Source organism: Pseudomonas sp. TE3786, assembly GCF_054057335.1.
Map to the genome: position 1 here is coordinate 135022 of NZ_JBSRZF010000015.1, position 14842 is coordinate 149863.

Genomic DNA, 14842 nt, shown 5'->3' on the forward strand with positions numbered 1-14842 from the left:
GCACCATGTCCGTCGTACTCGACAGCCCTGCCGCCGTACGACGGACAGCCATGGATTTGCTCGCACGCCGCGAACACGGGCGTGTCGAGCTCACCCGCAAGTTGCGCCAACGCGGCGCTACGCCTGAATTGATCCAACCGGAACTCGACCGTTTGACGGAAGAGGGCCTGTTATCCGAATCCCGCTACCTCGAAAGCTTTGTGTCCTACCGTGCTCGCTCCGGGTATGGGCCTGTGCGTATCCGCGAAGAGCTTGGCCAGCGAGGCCTGGCGCGCGCGGACATCGAACAGGCGTTGCGCGAGTGCGGCATCGACTGGCGTGAGCAGATGGAAGAGGTGTGGCGGCGCAAGTTCGGTGAGCAGCCGAACGATGCTCGCGAGCGTGCAAAGCAAGGGCGGTTTCTCGCTTACCGCGGTTACTCCATGGATATGATCAGCCGGTTGTTGCGCGGTGAGTTGTACGACTGAGCCCGCTAACCCGTAGGAGCGGCTTCAGCCGCGATGCTTTTGATCTTCGGACCAGCCATTAGGCGTCGTTTTCAGGCTCGGCCAATCGCGGCTAAAGCCGCTCCCACAAAACTGCACGGTCCCGTAGGAGCGGCTTTAGCCGCGATGCTTTTGATCTTGCAGGTAACCCCATGCAATCCGTTTTCAGGCCCGGCCATTCGCGGCTAAAGCCGCTCCTACGGGGGGCGATTAGCTCGCCCAATTCTGCGGTGCATTGAGAAAGTCATACAGCTCACGCAACCGCCCATATTCCCTTCCTCGAAACGTAAACGCCAAGCGGCTTAGCGACGCCAAATCGGGCTCATCGCCTTCGCTATCGAACGCTCCTTGTTGCTGAACGAAACCCGCGCTTTTGCACAGGTCAGAAAACAGCTCCGGAAGTTGCGCCATGGCCTCGGCGTTCAGTGGATGATGCAGGCGCACGACAAAGCGGTCCTTCAGCCAGCGACTGGAATGGTAATTACCGTAGAAACGGGTGATTTCTTCCACCGCTTGTTCGGCGCTGTGTGCCAGGGTCAGCAGTTTCAAGTCGCTGGGCAGAATGTAGCCGTTGCCTTCCAGTTGCTTGTGGATAAATGCCAGGGCGTCCTGCCAGAAGCTGCCGCCGGGTTCATCCAGTAGCACCACCGGCACCAGCGGGCTTTTGCCTGTCTGAATCAGGGTCAGTACTTCCAGCGCTTCATCCAGGGTGCCGAAACCGCCGGGGCAGAGCACCAAAGCGTCGGCTTCCTTGACGAAGAACAGTTTGCGCAAAAAGAAGAATTTAAACGACAGCAGGTTGCTGCTGCCTTGCATGGTGGCGTTGGCGCTTTGTTCGAAGGGCAGGGCGATATTCAGCCCCAGGCTATGTTCCAACCCCGCTCCTTCATGGGCGGCCGCCATGATGCCGCCGCCTGCGCCGGTAATTGCCATCAGCTCATGGCGGGCAAGGGCGGCACCCAGTTGCTTGGCCAAGAGATAGATCGGGTGGTTGGCCGGCGTACGTGCTGAGCCGAATACCGTGACTTTGCGGCGGCGTTTGAACTGCTCCAGCACGCTGAAGGCATGCTCCATCTCGCGCAGGGTCTGCAGCATGATTTTCGCGTCCCAGCGATTGCGGTCGGCTTGCGCCATACGAATCACGGTGGACAGCATGTCGCGGTAGAGCGGCTGGTTGAGGCTGCTGGCGGGGCTGGCCAGGGCAAGCAGCTCATCGACCTTGGCAGCCAGGTCGGTGCCGCTGGTCTGTACGTGGCGGGTCAGATAATCGTCCGGTTCGTAAGGCATGCAACAGCTCCTTGGGCGAGAACCTTGGATTGATGTGGTGGGTGTACCTGTAGGTTGGGTTGAGCGCAGCGAAGCCCAACGTGGATCTACACACGGAGCCCTTTGGGCTCCCTCTTGGGCTTCGCTACGCTCAACCCAACCTACCTTCAGTAAAGCTTATTTGATCCCGCAGTCAGCTTTGTTAAAGCTCTCGGCAGCCACGTGTTTGTTGGTTTTGTATTCGCTGAACTGGTAGCGCAGTACCGCGCCACGGGCCATCAGTTTGCGGAAGCCATCGTTCTGGCAAACGCTGGAGCCCAGTTGCTGGCGCACGGCGTCGGGATTGCCACGCATCTGCGCGGCGTGGGCGGGCTGCACGCTGAGGTGGTTGATCAACACATTGCCATCCACGGTATAGCCCTGGTCGAGGATGTCTTCGTTGATTGCGCGAGGAGTGCCGGCGCTGCTTTGGGTGGCCACTTGATTGAGCAGTTTGTTTAGCTCGAAATCCTGCAGCGAAGCTGCCTGAGCAGCGGGAAGGGCGAAGCAGAAGGCCAGGGCCGTAAAGCGCAGCATGTAAATCTCCATATCCGTAAAGCGGCTTTGACCCTGGCTCCGGGGCGAGGTTCGTCGAGCCGCAACTATTACCCGCGCCAGTACCTGGCCATGCGCTGCATCCTGACCAACCCGTGGCGGCAGATCAAGTTCGCTGGTCTCTCCTCGATTTTTTAACCTCGAATTTCTTCCTGCATTTGCCGCGAATGCCTGCCAGTTCAGGGAAGAGCTCCGGCAAAAAACAGCGCATTTCCCACCTGGAGAAATACAGTTCGAATCTTTCCGAATTATTTGGTCATACAAATTTGTACGGTCTGGTGTGAATCGGTAACGGTTTTATTACACCCGGCGATGGGGCTAAAGCCCTTTAACCACGGGCTTCGGGGGGAGCCAGGGTTCTGCCAGGTGGAATCTGGCCAAGTGATTTTTCGCTCGGGTGTTACCCGCGCAAAGGCCGGATAAGACCGGAAGCAGTACGAAGGATTGGGGATCGTCAGCGCAAGGAGTCCGGTCTGACCCGCATACCGTTTCGCTAGATGAAGTCGGTTTTACCGGTGCTTGGTCGAGAGTCCCGATTGGCCTAATCGGGTTCGGACAAGGGCTTATTTTGTGCGTGTAGGAGTCGAGAATAATGATAAGAACTCGCCCATCTTGCTGGCAGACCGCTCTTTTCAGCGGAAGCTTGATGCTGGTCTGGACCTCCGGAGCCGTGGCTTCCGGGTATCACTTTGGTTCACAGTCGGTGGCCGCCCAGGGTACAGCCCACGCCAACGGCGCAGAGGCGGTCGACCCTTCGACCATCTTCTACAACCCCGCGGGCCTGGCGCGATTGCCGGGTACCCAGGTCACCAATGGCATCACCGTGGTGATCCCCAAAGGCAGTTTCAAGGACACCGGCAGTACCGATGCCTTTGGAAACCCTACGGGTGGTACCGGTGCCGGTTCCTTTTTGCCGGACGCGGCAGCCGCGCCAGATTTCTACTTTTCCAGCCAGATCAACGACCACGTGACGGTAGGTTTGGGAATCTTCGTGCCCTTTGGTGCCAAGCTTGATTACAAGGAAAACTGGACCGGTCGTTACGGCATTCAGTCGGCCAATCTGGAAACGGTGAATATCAACCCGAGCATTGCCTATCGCTTTAACGAGCATCACAGCATTGGTTTCGGGATTTCGGCGCAGTACATCAAATCGATTCAGCGTGGTGCGGCAGATGTAAAAGGTGCTTCGCGGCAGTTGGCAGGGCAGTTTGTCGAGGCCAACTACGACGACACTCGCAACGCTGCTGATCCCATTCTGGGGCCTGTCGTAGGCTTGATTGCCGGTGTTCCTGTACCGGAAGAAATCACATCCTGCGGTGGTATTTCTGACCACGACGGGTTTGTGGACTGTGTGGCGAAAAACTTCTCCGACAATGTCAGTGGTGATGGCTATTTCCGGGTGAAGGGGGACGATTGGGGCTTTGGCTGGAACATTGGGTATATGTTTGAACCGACCGAAAATACGCGCTTCGGCATCGCTTACCGCTCTCATATCAAGCACACCATGGAAGGCGAAACCAAATGGAGCTTTGCCGATGTCGACGGTGCGGTGCCTTCGCCCGCTACCGATCTGAGCGGCGGACTCACCATTCCGCTTCCCCCGCCGCTTGATATTCACATTCCCCCAGTCGATGCCTTGCAACAGGTATTCGACCCGAACAACTGGATTAACCCAGGCAGCTTCGCCGCCAGTAATCTGCACCCCAACTCAACGGCCAAGACCAACATCGATACGCCTGAGTCGTTGTCGATCAACGCCTTTCACCAGTTGAACGACAAAGTCGCCTTGATGGGCGACGTCACCTGGACGCGCCACTCGCGCCTCGATCAGGTGGCCATTCAGCTGGAACAGGTCAACGGCTATCCCTACTTCAACGGTGTCACCGAAGGCGATGCCACGGTGGATCAGGACTGGAACGACACCTACAAGATCTCCCTCGGTATGAACTACCAATGGGACAAGGACCTGATGCTGCGTACCGGTGTGGCCTACGACAAGTCGCCGGTCAATGGCAGCAGCCAGCGCCACCCGGCCTTCCCGGATGCCGACCGCTACTGGCTGTCGTTCGGTGCCAACTACAAGCTGGACAAGGATTCCTCCATCGACCTGGCCTATAGCTACGTGCAGTTCGACAGCGGCAAGATGGATTACAAGGATGGTTGCTCGCCAGCCGGTTGGGCTCCGGGCGGTGGCAGCATGTATGTCGACAGTGGCGTGCGTTGCACCGGCAACGGCGGCAACTTCAAGGGTGAGTACGAAACCCGGATTCACTTTGTCGGCCTGGCCTTCAATCAGTCCTTCTGAGCCCTGCTGCAGCGGGTCGCTGGTCGACCCGCTGTGCGGTTTTACCCCGTGCCTCTGCTAGACTCGCCGGCTTTCTTTTTCGATGGTCGGATGTGGTCCATGATCAGCCTTCATTCCCTGCTCGAGCGCATGCCATGAGGCATGCCGTTTCGCGTTTGCGTGCCGAGCGCCTGGAAATGAGCTCCAAGCCGTTTACTGCCCGTGGCTCGCGGGCACCGCGCTGTGAAGGCTGCCGGGTGATTGCCGAGTATTGCCTGTGTCACTTGCGGCCGAAGGTGCCGACCAACGCCGGCATGTTTTTGCTGATGCACGATGTGGAGGCTTTGAAGCCTACCAACACGGGTTGGCTGATTGCCGATCTGGTCACCGACACCTTCGCCTACCGCTGGTTTCGTACCTCGGTGGAGCCGGAAATCCCGGCCCTGCTCAACGATCCCCAGTGGCAGCCGTATCTGGTGTTTCCCGGCGAGTTCGTCGCCCCGGAGCGGGTGGTGACCGAGGTAAACGTGGCGGAGGGCAAGCGCCCGCTGTTTATCCTGCTGGACGCCACCTGGACCGAAGCACGCAAGATGTTCCGCAAAAGCCCGTATCTGGACAAGTTCCCGGTGCTCAGTCTGCAGCCGGAGCAGTTGTCGCGCTATCGCCTGCGTCGCTCCAAGCGCGATGACCACCTGTGCACCTCGGAAGTGGCGGCGCTGTGCCTGGAACTGGCTGGCGAACCGCGGGCCGGGGCGGCGCTGGATGCCTATCTGGACGTATTCACCGCCCATTACCTGGGTGCCAAGTTTCAGCGCCCGGTAGACCCGGAAGACGAAATCCACCAGCGCCTCGCTGAGTACCGCTAACTCCTTCGATATGAGGTGGCTCAGGCCACCTTGGCTTCCGCCACTTCCTCCGCCACCTTGCGCGGCCACAGCTGCGCCACCAGCATGCCGGCGAACATCAGCGCACAGCCGATATAGCCGCGCAGGTGCAGCGATTCATCGAGAAACAGCGCGCCGGCCACCGCCGCAAACACCGCTTCAAGGGAAAAGATAATGGCCGCGTGGGAGGCGATGGCGTGTTTCTGCGCGATCACCTGCAGGGTGTAGGCAATGCCCACGGAAATCAGGCCGCCATAGATGATCGACGGGCCGGCGCTGATGATGCTCGCAGCGTGGATATCTTCGAACGTAAGTGCCAGGCCCAGGCTGATCACCGCGCATACGGCAAATTGAATAGCGGCCAGGCGAATCGGGTCGTAACGCCCGGCAAAGTAACCCACCAGCAATACGTGGCTGCCCCAGACAAAGGCACCAGCCAATTGCAGCCAGTCCCCGGGAGCGACGTGGAAGCCGTCGCCAACGCTGAGCAGAAACATGCCGACCACCGCCAGCACCGCGCCAAGCCAGGTGCCGATGCCGGTTTTATGGCCGAGGAAAATGCCCACCAACGGTACGACGATCACGTACAGGCCGGTGATAAAGCCGGCGTTGGTCACGCTGGTAAACAGCAGGCCCACCTGCTGCAGGTTGATGCCGAGCGCCAGCACCACACCCATCAGCGCGCCGCCGATAAACAGCCCACGGTTGAACGGCTGCTTGTTGCCACGGCTGAGGAAAAACACCACCGGCAACAGCACCAGGGTGCCGAGGGCGAAGCGCAGGCCGGAATACAGATAGGGGCCGATGGAATCCATGCCCATGCGTTGGGCAACAAAGGCACTGCCCCAGATCAGCGCGGTAATCAGCATCAACAGGTCGGCGCGCAGGGCTTGGTTTCGCATGGTCAGTCTCGGCAGGAAAAGCCCCGAACTGTGCCGCAAAGCTTAAGGCTTGACCACCCCATTCTGGCTCGGCATGCTGAGCGCCGCCGCTGCGCTGCGTACCCATGGCGCGGTGGTGTTTCGTACCTCGAAAAGCGCCCCTCCCATGAATAACAAGAGCAGCAAGAGCAGCCCATGGCCGACTACGAAATCCTGATCGCCGACGATCACCCGCTGTTTCGCAGTGCCTTGCATCAGGCGCTGACCCTGGGCCTCGGTCCGCAGGTACGGCTGGTGGAGGCCGCCAGCATTGCCGAACTGGAAGCGCGCCTCGGGGAAAAGTCTGACTGGGATCTGGTTCTGCTCGATCTGAATATGCCCGGTGCCTACGGTTTCTCGGGACTGGTGTTGTTGCGCGGCCAGTACCCGCAAGTGCCCGTGGTGATGGTTTCAGCCCAGGAAGAAGCAGCAGTGGTAGCTCGCGCCAGGGAGTTCGGTGCCAGCGGTTTTATTCCCAAATCCAGCCCGCTGGAAACCATTCAGCAAGCGGTGCGCGAAGTGCTGGATGGCGACGTCTGGTGGCCGCCGATAGCGGACGAGGCGGCCAGCCTGTCCGCCGAAGCCAAGGCCGTGAGCGCTGGGCTGGCCAGTTTGACGCCGCAGCAGTTCCGGGTGCTGACTATGGTTTGCGATGGGCTGCTGAACAAACAGATCGCCTATGAACTGAACGTGTCTGAGGCCACCATCAAGGCCCACGTCACTGCGATCTTTCGCAAGCTGGGGGTTCGTACCCGCACGCAGGCGGCCCTGCTGTTGCAACATCTGGAATCCATTCCTGCTGGCTGAAGTGCAGCAGGCCCTTGGTTTTTCACGCATTTTTGACCGCACTTGGCGTAGCCTGCGGCCTTCACGAATTCTGGTTGTGATCCTTATGTCGCCATTCAAAGGCCAGACCGGCTTTAAACGCATCCTTAACGCCACCGGCTATTCCTTCGATGGCCTGCGCGCGGCCTTTACTGGCGAGGCGGCATTCCGTCAGCTGGTGCTGCTCAATGTGGTGTTGATTCCACTGGCATTTTTCTTCGACGTCAGCCGCGGCGAGCGGGCGCTGATGATCGGCGTGTGTCTGGTGGCGTTGATCGTCGAATTGCTTAACTCGGCGGTGGAGGCAGCGATTGACCGCATCTCGCTGGAACTGCACCCGCTGTCCAAGAACGCCAAAGACATGGGCAGCGCCGCGCAGTTTGTGGCGCTCAGTCTGATTGGTAGTGTGTGGTTGGTCATTTTGCTGGGCTGATAATCGATCGCGGCTGAAGCCGCTCCTACGGGTTGTGCGGTCCGTAGGAGCGGCTTCAGCCGCGAAGCTTTTTAAGCAATTGAAGGCAACACAATCTCATCACTGCGCCGCACCCCGGCGGTCAGCATGCGGCATTGCTCGAGGAACTCGCGCATGGCGCTGGTCTGGTACTTCTGCTTGTGCCAGATAAAGTAGAACTGCCGCGTCAGGTCCAACTCCGGGGTTTCCACCGGCACCAGGCTGCCCCGGCGAAAGGCGTCGCGCAGGGCCAGGCGTGAAATGCAGCCGATGCCCAGACCGGACTCCACGGCGCGTTTGATCGCTTCGGTATGTTCCAGCTCCAGACGGATATTCAGCGCTGTGGGGTGGTGACGCATGGCCTGGTCGAAGGTCAGGCGGGTGCCGGACCCTTGCTCGCGCAGAATCCAGGCTTCTTCGGTCAGCTCCAGCAAACTCGCCCGACCCTGTTTGGCCAATGGATGCTGGGGGGCGCAGAACACTACCAGCTCGTCTTCCACCCAGGGCTGCACTTCGATATCCGCGTGCTGGCAATCGCCTTCAATCAGGCCTAGATCAATTTCGTAGTGGGCTACCTGTTGTACAACGTGGGCGGTGTTCTGTACGTGCAGCTTCACTCGACACTCCGGGTGCTGCTGCATAAAGCTGCCGATCAGCAGGGTTGCCAGGTAGTTGCCCACCGTCAGGGTGGCACCCACCGACAGCGAGCTGAAGCCGCCCTTGCCATTGAGCATGCGTTCGATCTCTTTGGCCTGGTCGAGCAGGGCGACGGCCTGGGGCAACAGCTGATGACCGAGGGCATTCAGCGACAGGCGTTTGCCGGCGCGATCAAATAGTTGGCAGGCCGATTGCCGCTCCAGTTCGGTTACCGCCGTGCTGGCGGCCGACTGCGACAGCGCCAGCGATTCAGCCGCCCGCGAGACGCTTTCCTGCTGGGCGACGGCAACAAACACCTGAAGTTGACGGAGAGTGAAACGCATATCTATATAACCGATAACCTATATCTTAATAATCCACTTAACAGATATTGTTGTCGCCCTTAAAATGCCGCGCAATAGCACCCGTCGGTCGGGTGTCCGCGATTTACCGAGGAAGCCTGCATGAGCAACTTGAACTCCGAGCGTGTGCTCAGCGTCCATCACTGGAACGACACCCTGTTCAGTTTCAAAACCACCCGTAACCCGGGCCTGCGTTTTGAGAACGGCCAGTTCGTGATGATTGGTCTGCAACAGGAAAACGGTCGCCCGCTGATGCGAGCTTACTCGATTGCCAGCCCGAACTATGAAGAGCATCTGGAGTTCTTCAGCATCAAGGTTCCGGATGGTCCGCTGACTTCCCAGCTGCAGCACCTGAAGGTCGGCGACGAGCTGATGGTCAGCCGCAAACCCACCGGCACCTTGGTACTCGACGACCTGCTGCCCGGCAAGCATCTCTATCTGCTGAGCACCGGCACTGGCCTGGCACCCTTTATGAGCGTGATCCAGGACCCGGAAACCTACGAGCGTTTCGAAAAGGTCATCCTGATTCACGGCGTGCGTTACGTGAACGAAGTCGCCTACCGCGAGTTCATCACCGAGCACCTGCCGCAGAACGAGTTCTTCGGCGACGCGCTGAAAGAGAAGCTGATCTACTACCCAACCGTTACCCGTGAGCCGTTCGAGAACATGGGTCGTCTCACCGACCTGATGCGCAGCGGCAAGCTGTTCACCGATATCGGTCTGCCACCGATCAACCCGCAGGACGACCGCGCGATGATCTGCGGCAGCCCGAGCATGCTCGACGAGACCAGCGAAGTGCTGGATAGCTTCGGTCTGAAAATCTCGGCGCGCATGGGTGAGCCAGGTGACTACCTGATCGAACGTGCGTTTGTGGAAAAGTAAGCCGAACGCTGCAACTGAAGAGCCCGCCTAGATGGCGGGCTTTTTTGTGCCGCAAGATCAACAGCATCGCGGCTGAAGCCGTTCCTACGGACGGTGCGCTCCTGTAGGAGCGGCTTCAGCCGCGATCCCTGGAAACGATGATCAGGCGGGAACCACCTCAAGCACAGAGATCTGCCCCGGCGATGGGTAATGCCAGCGCACCTGCACATCCCACAACTGCGTGCCGTAGATGCGGCTCGGCTCGGGCTGTTGATACGCCGGGCGAGGGTCTTGTGCCAGGCACTGTTCGACCAGCTCCTGCAGCGGTTGCTCCAACCGCTGCCCATGCTCTAAGGCTTGAGCCAGTGCGCCATCGCTCCACGCCACTTCGATCAACGTCGGTGCCCCATCGGCCATCCGGTTGAACGCCCCGTTCACCGAGTCGGCATAGGGCACATAGGGTTTGATATCCAGCACCGGCGTGCCGTCCAGCAGGTCAATGCCCGACAGCCACAGCTTGCCTGCCTCGACCCGCTCCAGCTTGACCACGGACTGGCCGATGCCGTTGGGCCGGTGGGTGGCGCGGGTGGCGAATACGCCCATCGACTGGTTACCGCCCAGGCGTGGCGGGCGGACTTTCAGTCGTGGTTTGTCTTCCAGGGCCTGGTGAAATAGGAACAGCAGCCACACATGGCTGACCTGCTCCAAGCCTTGCACGGCCTCACCCTGATCGAATGGCGGCAGCAGTTCCAGCACTCCGCGTGCGGCAGGGGCCAATTGCGGCTGACGGGGAATGGCGAACTTCTCCTTGAAGCAGGAGCGCACAAAACCGATGGGGGAGACCGAATAAGACATAAAAAAGCCCGGCTGGAAAACCGGGCCATCATACCTGCGAAGGGATTGCGCCGTAGGGCGAATACCGCAGCGCGATATCCGCCCTACGGCGCTGCTTTACATGGCAAACCCACCATCGATGGGAATGACGGTGCCGGTCATATAAGCGCCCGCCGTACTGGCCAGCGCAATCGCCAACGCGCCCATTTCTTCCTCACGGCCCCAACGCTTCATCGGAATGATCGCGGTGTCTTCGGCCAGCGCTTCTTCATCGTTGGCGATATGGCTGGTCATCTTGCTCGGGAAACGGCCGGGGGCTATGACGTTGACGTTGATGTGCTGGCCCACCAGATCACGCGCCAGGGAGCGCGACAGGTGGTGCAGGGCCGCCTTGCTCGGGCCATAGGCATAGGCTTCTTCGCCGTAGGAGGTGATGCCGGCCACCGAGCCGATATTGATCACCCGCGCCGGGCTGTCGCTATTGCCAGCCTTGCGCAGCAGCGGCAGGAGTTTCTGGATGCACAGGAACACCGAGGTGACGTTCAGCTGCATGACCTTTTCGAAGCCCTTTACCGGGTAGGTTTCCAGCGGCGCGCCCCAAGTGGTGCCGGCGTTGTTGACCAGGATATCGAGCTTGTCGATCTGCCCGGCCAGTTGTTCCGCCAACGCCACCACGCCTTCTTCATGGGCCAGGTTGGCCGCGATGCCATGGCATTCGCCAAAGGCCGACAGTTCGGCCGCGGTAGCGGCACAGGCTTCGCCATCACGGGCGCAGACGTACACGCGGGCACCGGCTTCAACGAAGGCCTTGGCAATCATTTTGCCAATGCCACGGGTGCCGCCGGTAACCAGTGCGGTGCGGCCTTGCAGGGAGAAGTAAGGATGCATGGGGAGCGCTCTTGTCAGGGTTGTTGTGGATAACACCCTAATGCGCGCGGGGGGATTAAGCAGGAACTATTGCCGCTGAGAATGCAGGGGCATGCAGGACGCTGTTTGTTCGGCTCGTTGGGCTTCGCTGCGCTCAACCCAACCTACGATCCGGGCGTAGGTTGGGTTGAGCGCGGCAAAGCCCAACATTGCGATCGTGAATTACCCGCGCACGCGCTGAGTCAAACCCTTGAGGAAGTTACGCAGCAACTGATCGCCACAGGTGCGGTAGTTGCTGTGGCCGAACTTGCGGAACAGGGCGCTGAGTTCCGGTTTGCTCACCGGGAAGTCGACGCTTTGCAGAATCTCGTGCAAGTCGTCTTCTTTCAGTTCGAACGCCACGCGCAGCTTTTTCAGCACCATATTGTTGGTTACCGGCAGCTCGATGGGCTGCGCCGGGCGGCTGTCGTCTTTGCCGCGCAGGTGGAAGATCAGGCCGTCGAGAAAGTGCGCGAGCACTTCGTCGTCGCATTCCAGGTAGCCCTCTTCCTCGTCCTTTTTCAGGTAGGCGCGCACGGTGTCGAGGTCGACTTCCAGGCCGGACAGTTTAAGAACCTCGACGACCTTGGGGTCGCTGAGGTCGAGCATGTAGCGCACGCTGCGCAGTACGTCGTTATTGATCATGGTGCAGTCCTGAATGGGGGAGGGCGGCGCGTGCGCCTTTAGAATTTTTCGGTTTTCGCCAGGTAGCGCCACTGCCCGGCCGGCAGCTTGCCCATCGACACACCGCCAATGCGGATGCGCTTGATGCTGACCGGGGTCAGACCAACGCTGCTGCACAGCGTGGCAATCAGGCCGGGTGCCGGGTTTTTCACGGCAAAGCGCAAGCGGGTTTCGCTCTGCCAGCTGGCTTTAACCGGCGCCAGTGTCTGGCCTTTGTGGGTACGGCCCTGGTTCAGGCGGCTGAGGCCGTGTTCGATAATGTCGCCGGTCACTTCCACCACATATTCCTGTTCCAGCTTGACCAGGTCGTCGGTGAGCTTGCGCAGAATTTTCCAGTCCTGGGTGAACACCAGCAGGCCGGCGGCATTCTTCTGTAGCGGCGCGCCGCCGCTGTTCAGGCGCAGAAAGTGGCCCTTGAGCGGGCGGGTGCCAAAGCGGTGTTCCGCCGACAGGGTGGCCGGGCTGATCAGCGCGTGAGCGGCGTCGATATCCAGGTCGGGCGTCTGGTGAAACAGAATGGTCACCGGCTCCGGCGGAGTCAGCACCGCGTCCGGCAGCAGCGCCACGCTCTGCTCCGTCACCTTGAACTGCGGCTCATCGACCACTTCGCCATCGACCGTCACCCAGCCGCCCTCGATATACAGCTCGGCCTCGCGACGCGAGCAGCCGATCACTTCGATCAGGCGTTTGGAAAGGCGAATGGGGTCTGTCATGACGAGGGCCGGTCAGCGTAATGGGCAGGCATTGTAACAACGCATGGACCCTGAGGCCTGGCTTTTCCGCCGCTACGCGTCCGGTGTGTCGGTATCCAGCGTACCGAGGATCAGCTTGTCCCGCGCATCGCTGGCCAGCGCCTGGTATTTGCGGCGGAAGATATCCAGCTTGTGATCGTCCAGTTCCTCCAGATCCAGCAGGGCGTTATGGGCGCCCTGGGTGGCGCGGATCAGTTCGTCGAGCTTGATCTGAATGGCCTGGGTGTCGCGGTTCTGGGTGTTCTGGATCAGGAACACCATCAGAAAGGTGACGATGGTGGTGCCGGTGTTGATCACCAGCTGCCAGGTGTCGCTGTAATGAAACAGTGGCCCGGTGACTACCCACAAGGCAATCACGCCAATGGCGATGGCGAACACCGGCGGCTTGCCGCAAAACCGTGCCGCAGCCTTGGCGAACTGCGAGTACCAGGAGCCGTTATCCATGTTCTGTCACCTCGTTGGCAGGCGCCATATGGCGCGGCACCAGTGTGCCCCGTGACGACGGCGCAGCGTTAGCCTCAACTGCCGGCATAGGCTTTGCGCAGGGCGGCGATATCCAGCTTGATCATGGTCAGCATGGCGTTAAAAGCCCGCTGTGCAGCAGCGCGGTCGGGACTGTTGAGCATGTCGTAGAGGGCGGTGGGCACCACCTGCCAGGACACCCCGTACTTGTCGGTCAGCCAGCCGCACTGCACCTCCTGACCGCCTTCGCAGAGTGCGGCCCAGAGGCGGTCGACTTCGAACTGATCGGCGCAGTTGGCGACAAAAGACACCGCTGGCGAAAACTGGAACTCCGGGCCGCCATTGAGGGCAACGAACTCTTCACCATCGAGGCTGAAGCGCACGGTCATTACCGAGCCCGCCGGCTTGGGCGCGCCTTCGAGAAAGTAGTTGGTTTCGATGATCCGCGAGTTGCGAAACACCGACACGTAGAACTGCGCCGCTTCGATGGCCTGGGTATCGAACCACAGGCAGGGACCGATCTTTTGCATGGCGGGTGCTCCCGTTGTTGAGACGTGGAGCCACCCAGTCTAGTCGCCGTTAGTGCGCCAGGCGTTTGGCGACATCGATATCCAGCCCGGCCATAAACGCTTCAACCGCATCGGTGTAAGCCCCGGGTGTGCCGAGCAGCTGGTTGATTTCCTTATGGCTCATGTCCTGCTTGAGCAGGCTGATGCTCACATTCACTGCCGCGCCATGGGTGGCGAACAGTTGCGCCTGTTCGCAGGCCACCTCACGGCGCGTGGAGCACACGGCCAGAATCGGCGTGGCACCGTTGGCCAGCACATAGTTGGGCGAGGTTTGCTGCCAGTAGGCCGGGTCGGCACCGAAAGCCTGGTCGTAGAAGCGCATATGCCGGGCCTGCATGATCTTTTCCACATCCAGTGCGGCGCTATCCAGGGCCACGGTGCCGAGCCAGGGTTTGGCACCCTGGGCGGCAGCCAGACTTGGCGAGGCGGCGAGCAAGGCCACCAGGTGCGCGCCAGCCGAGTGGCCGATGACGATCACCTGATTGGTCGAGCCGCCCCAGCTGGCGGCTTTGGCTTGGCTCATGGCCAGCGCCCGGGCGACTGCTTCGGCCTGTTGCAGCGGCTTGGCTTCCGGCAGCAGCGGGTAGTTGGCAGCGACCAAGATAAACCCCTTGCTCACCCAGCGGCTGACCTTGTTGGCCACCACTTGCTGGGCCTCCTTGTCACCCATTTTCCAGGCACCGCCGTGCACCATAAAAATCAGCGGGGCATTGCGGGCCTTCTGTGGCAGGTAGACGTCCATGCGCTCCCGTTCGGCGGGGCCGTAGGCCAGGTCTTTGATCACCGTAGCGCCAGCGGGCAGTTCCAGCGGGGCTGAGGCGGCCTGGTCCTGCTGGCGCTCGGCCCGGCGTTCCTTGAGGTTATCCAGCAGCGGGCCGGCCAGGGCCGCTTGGCCGGCAAAGACGCACAGCAAGAGCAGGGCGCTAAAACACAGGGGGCGCGACATACAAGGCTCCGGGCAGATACGGCATCTACATGCAAATAATAAAGAGCAAAAACGTCGCGGCTGAAGCCGCTCCAACAAGCATTTGGCATTAATATGAGCCGCGTAAGCCCCCATTAATCCA

General features: G+C 60.3%; 17 protein-coding genes. 6 read left to right on the plus strand and 11 right to left on the minus strand.

The window, feature by feature from the left end; all coding sequences use genetic code 11:
* The first annotated feature begins 5 nt into the window (after nucleotides 1-5).
* Nucleotides 6-467, plus strand: a complete 462-nt coding sequence (gene recX / locus ACVW0Y_RS17035) for a recombination regulator RecX (RefSeq protein ID WP_457439756.1) — start codon at nucleotides 6-8, stop codon at nucleotides 465-467.
* A 228-nt stretch (nucleotides 468-695) separates the two neighbouring features.
* Here the strand turns inward: recX and ACVW0Y_RS17040 are convergent, their stop codons facing one another.
* Together ACVW0Y_RS17040 and ACVW0Y_RS17045 are read right to left on the minus strand one after the other, a co-directional pair.
* A complete protein-coding gene (locus ACVW0Y_RS17040) occupies nucleotides 696-1772 on the minus strand; it encodes an LOG family protein (protein ID WP_457439757.1) in 1077 nt (358 codons plus the stop codon).
* A 156-nt stretch (nucleotides 1773-1928) separates the two neighbouring features.
* Nucleotides 1929-2327: a quorum-sensing-regulated virulence factor family protein gene (locus ACVW0Y_RS17045; RefSeq protein ID WP_457439759.1), complete on the minus strand. Its 399-nt coding sequence runs from the start codon at nucleotides 2325-2327 to the stop codon at nucleotides 1929-1931.
* Between the two features lie 664 nt (nucleotides 2328-2991).
* Here ACVW0Y_RS17045 and ACVW0Y_RS17050 point away from each other — a divergent pair.
* The gene (locus ACVW0Y_RS17050; protein WP_457439760.1) at nucleotides 2992-4650 is read left to right on the plus strand and encodes an OmpP1/FadL family transporter; all 1659 of its coding nucleotides are present in this window, start codon (nucleotides 2992-2994) and stop codon (nucleotides 4648-4650) included.
* A 134-nt stretch (nucleotides 4651-4784) separates the two neighbouring features.
* Nucleotides 4785-5495: a tRNA-uridine aminocarboxypropyltransferase gene (locus ACVW0Y_RS17055; protein WP_457439762.1), complete on the plus strand. Its 711-nt coding sequence runs from the start codon at nucleotides 4785-4787 to the stop codon at nucleotides 5493-5495.
* Between the two features lie 20 nt (nucleotides 5496-5515).
* On the opposite strand, the gene ACVW0Y_RS17060 is transcribed toward ACVW0Y_RS17055, so the two are convergent.
* Nucleotides 5516-6415: a DMT family transporter gene (locus tag ACVW0Y_RS17060; RefSeq protein ID WP_457439763.1), complete on the minus strand. Its 900-nt coding sequence runs from the start codon at nucleotides 6413-6415 to the stop codon at nucleotides 5516-5518.
* Nucleotides 6416-6589: 174 nt separating this feature from the next.
* Here ACVW0Y_RS17060 and erdR point away from each other — a divergent pair, with 174 nt between their 5' ends.
* Both erdR and ACVW0Y_RS17070 read left to right on the plus strand, forming a co-directional pair.
* Nucleotides 6590-7240 (plus strand): response regulator transcription factor ErdR, encoded by a 651-nt coding sequence (erdR, locus tag ACVW0Y_RS17065; RefSeq protein WP_457439765.1) that lies wholly within the window; start codon nucleotides 6590-6592, stop codon nucleotides 7238-7240.
* 79 nt (nucleotides 7241-7319) lie between these two features.
* Entirely contained in the window at nucleotides 7320-7691 is a 372-nt protein-coding gene (locus tag ACVW0Y_RS17070; protein WP_457439787.1) for a diacylglycerol kinase, read from the plus strand.
* Nucleotides 7692-7762: 71 nt separating this feature from the next.
* On the opposite strand, the gene ACVW0Y_RS17075 is transcribed toward ACVW0Y_RS17070, so the two are convergent.
* Entirely contained in the window at nucleotides 7763-8689 is a 927-nt protein-coding gene (locus tag ACVW0Y_RS17075) for a LysR family transcriptional regulator (protein ID WP_457439767.1), read from the minus strand.
* A 120-nt stretch (nucleotides 8690-8809) separates the two neighbouring features.
* Between ACVW0Y_RS17075 and fpr the strand changes: the two genes are divergently transcribed.
* The gene (fpr, locus tag ACVW0Y_RS17080) at nucleotides 8810-9589 is read left to right on the plus strand and encodes a ferredoxin-NADP reductase (RefSeq protein ID WP_457439769.1); all 780 of its coding nucleotides are present in this window, start codon (nucleotides 8810-8812) and stop codon (nucleotides 9587-9589) included.
* Between the two features lie 141 nt (nucleotides 9590-9730).
* Here fpr and tsaA read toward each other — a convergent pair whose 3' ends face one another.
* The 7 genes from tsaA to ACVW0Y_RS17115 form a co-directional block, all read right to left on the minus strand.
* Entirely contained in the window at nucleotides 9731-10423 is a 693-nt protein-coding gene (tsaA, locus tag ACVW0Y_RS17085; protein WP_457439770.1) for a tRNA (N6-threonylcarbamoyladenosine(37)-N6)-methyltransferase TrmO, read from the minus strand.
* Between the two features lie 96 nt (nucleotides 10424-10519).
* A complete protein-coding gene (locus tag ACVW0Y_RS17090) occupies nucleotides 10520-11290 on the minus strand; it encodes an SDR family oxidoreductase (protein ID WP_457439771.1) in 771 nt (256 codons plus the stop codon).
* Nucleotides 11291-11491: 201 nt separating this feature from the next.
* A complete protein-coding gene (locus ACVW0Y_RS17095; RefSeq protein ID WP_457439773.1) occupies nucleotides 11492-11953 on the minus strand; it encodes a DUF1456 family protein in 462 nt (153 codons plus the stop codon).
* A gap of 38 nt (nucleotides 11954-11991) precedes the next feature.
* Nucleotides 11992-12705, minus strand: a complete 714-nt coding sequence (locus tag ACVW0Y_RS17100) for an rRNA pseudouridine synthase (RefSeq protein ID WP_457439774.1) — start codon at nucleotides 12703-12705, stop codon at nucleotides 11992-11994.
* 72 nt (nucleotides 12706-12777) lie between these two features.
* Nucleotides 12778-13188, minus strand: coding sequence for a low affinity iron permease family protein (locus tag ACVW0Y_RS17105; protein ID WP_457439776.1), 411 nt, complete (start codon nucleotides 13186-13188; stop codon nucleotides 12778-12780).
* A gap of 74 nt (nucleotides 13189-13262) precedes the next feature.
* A complete protein-coding gene (locus ACVW0Y_RS17110) occupies nucleotides 13263-13736 on the minus strand; it encodes a VOC family protein (RefSeq protein WP_457439778.1) in 474 nt (157 codons plus the stop codon).
* Between the two features lie 49 nt (nucleotides 13737-13785).
* Nucleotides 13786-14721, minus strand: coding sequence for an alpha/beta hydrolase (locus ACVW0Y_RS17115; protein WP_457439780.1), 936 nt, complete (start codon nucleotides 14719-14721; stop codon nucleotides 13786-13788).
* Between the last annotated feature and the right edge of the window lie 121 nt (nucleotides 14722-14842).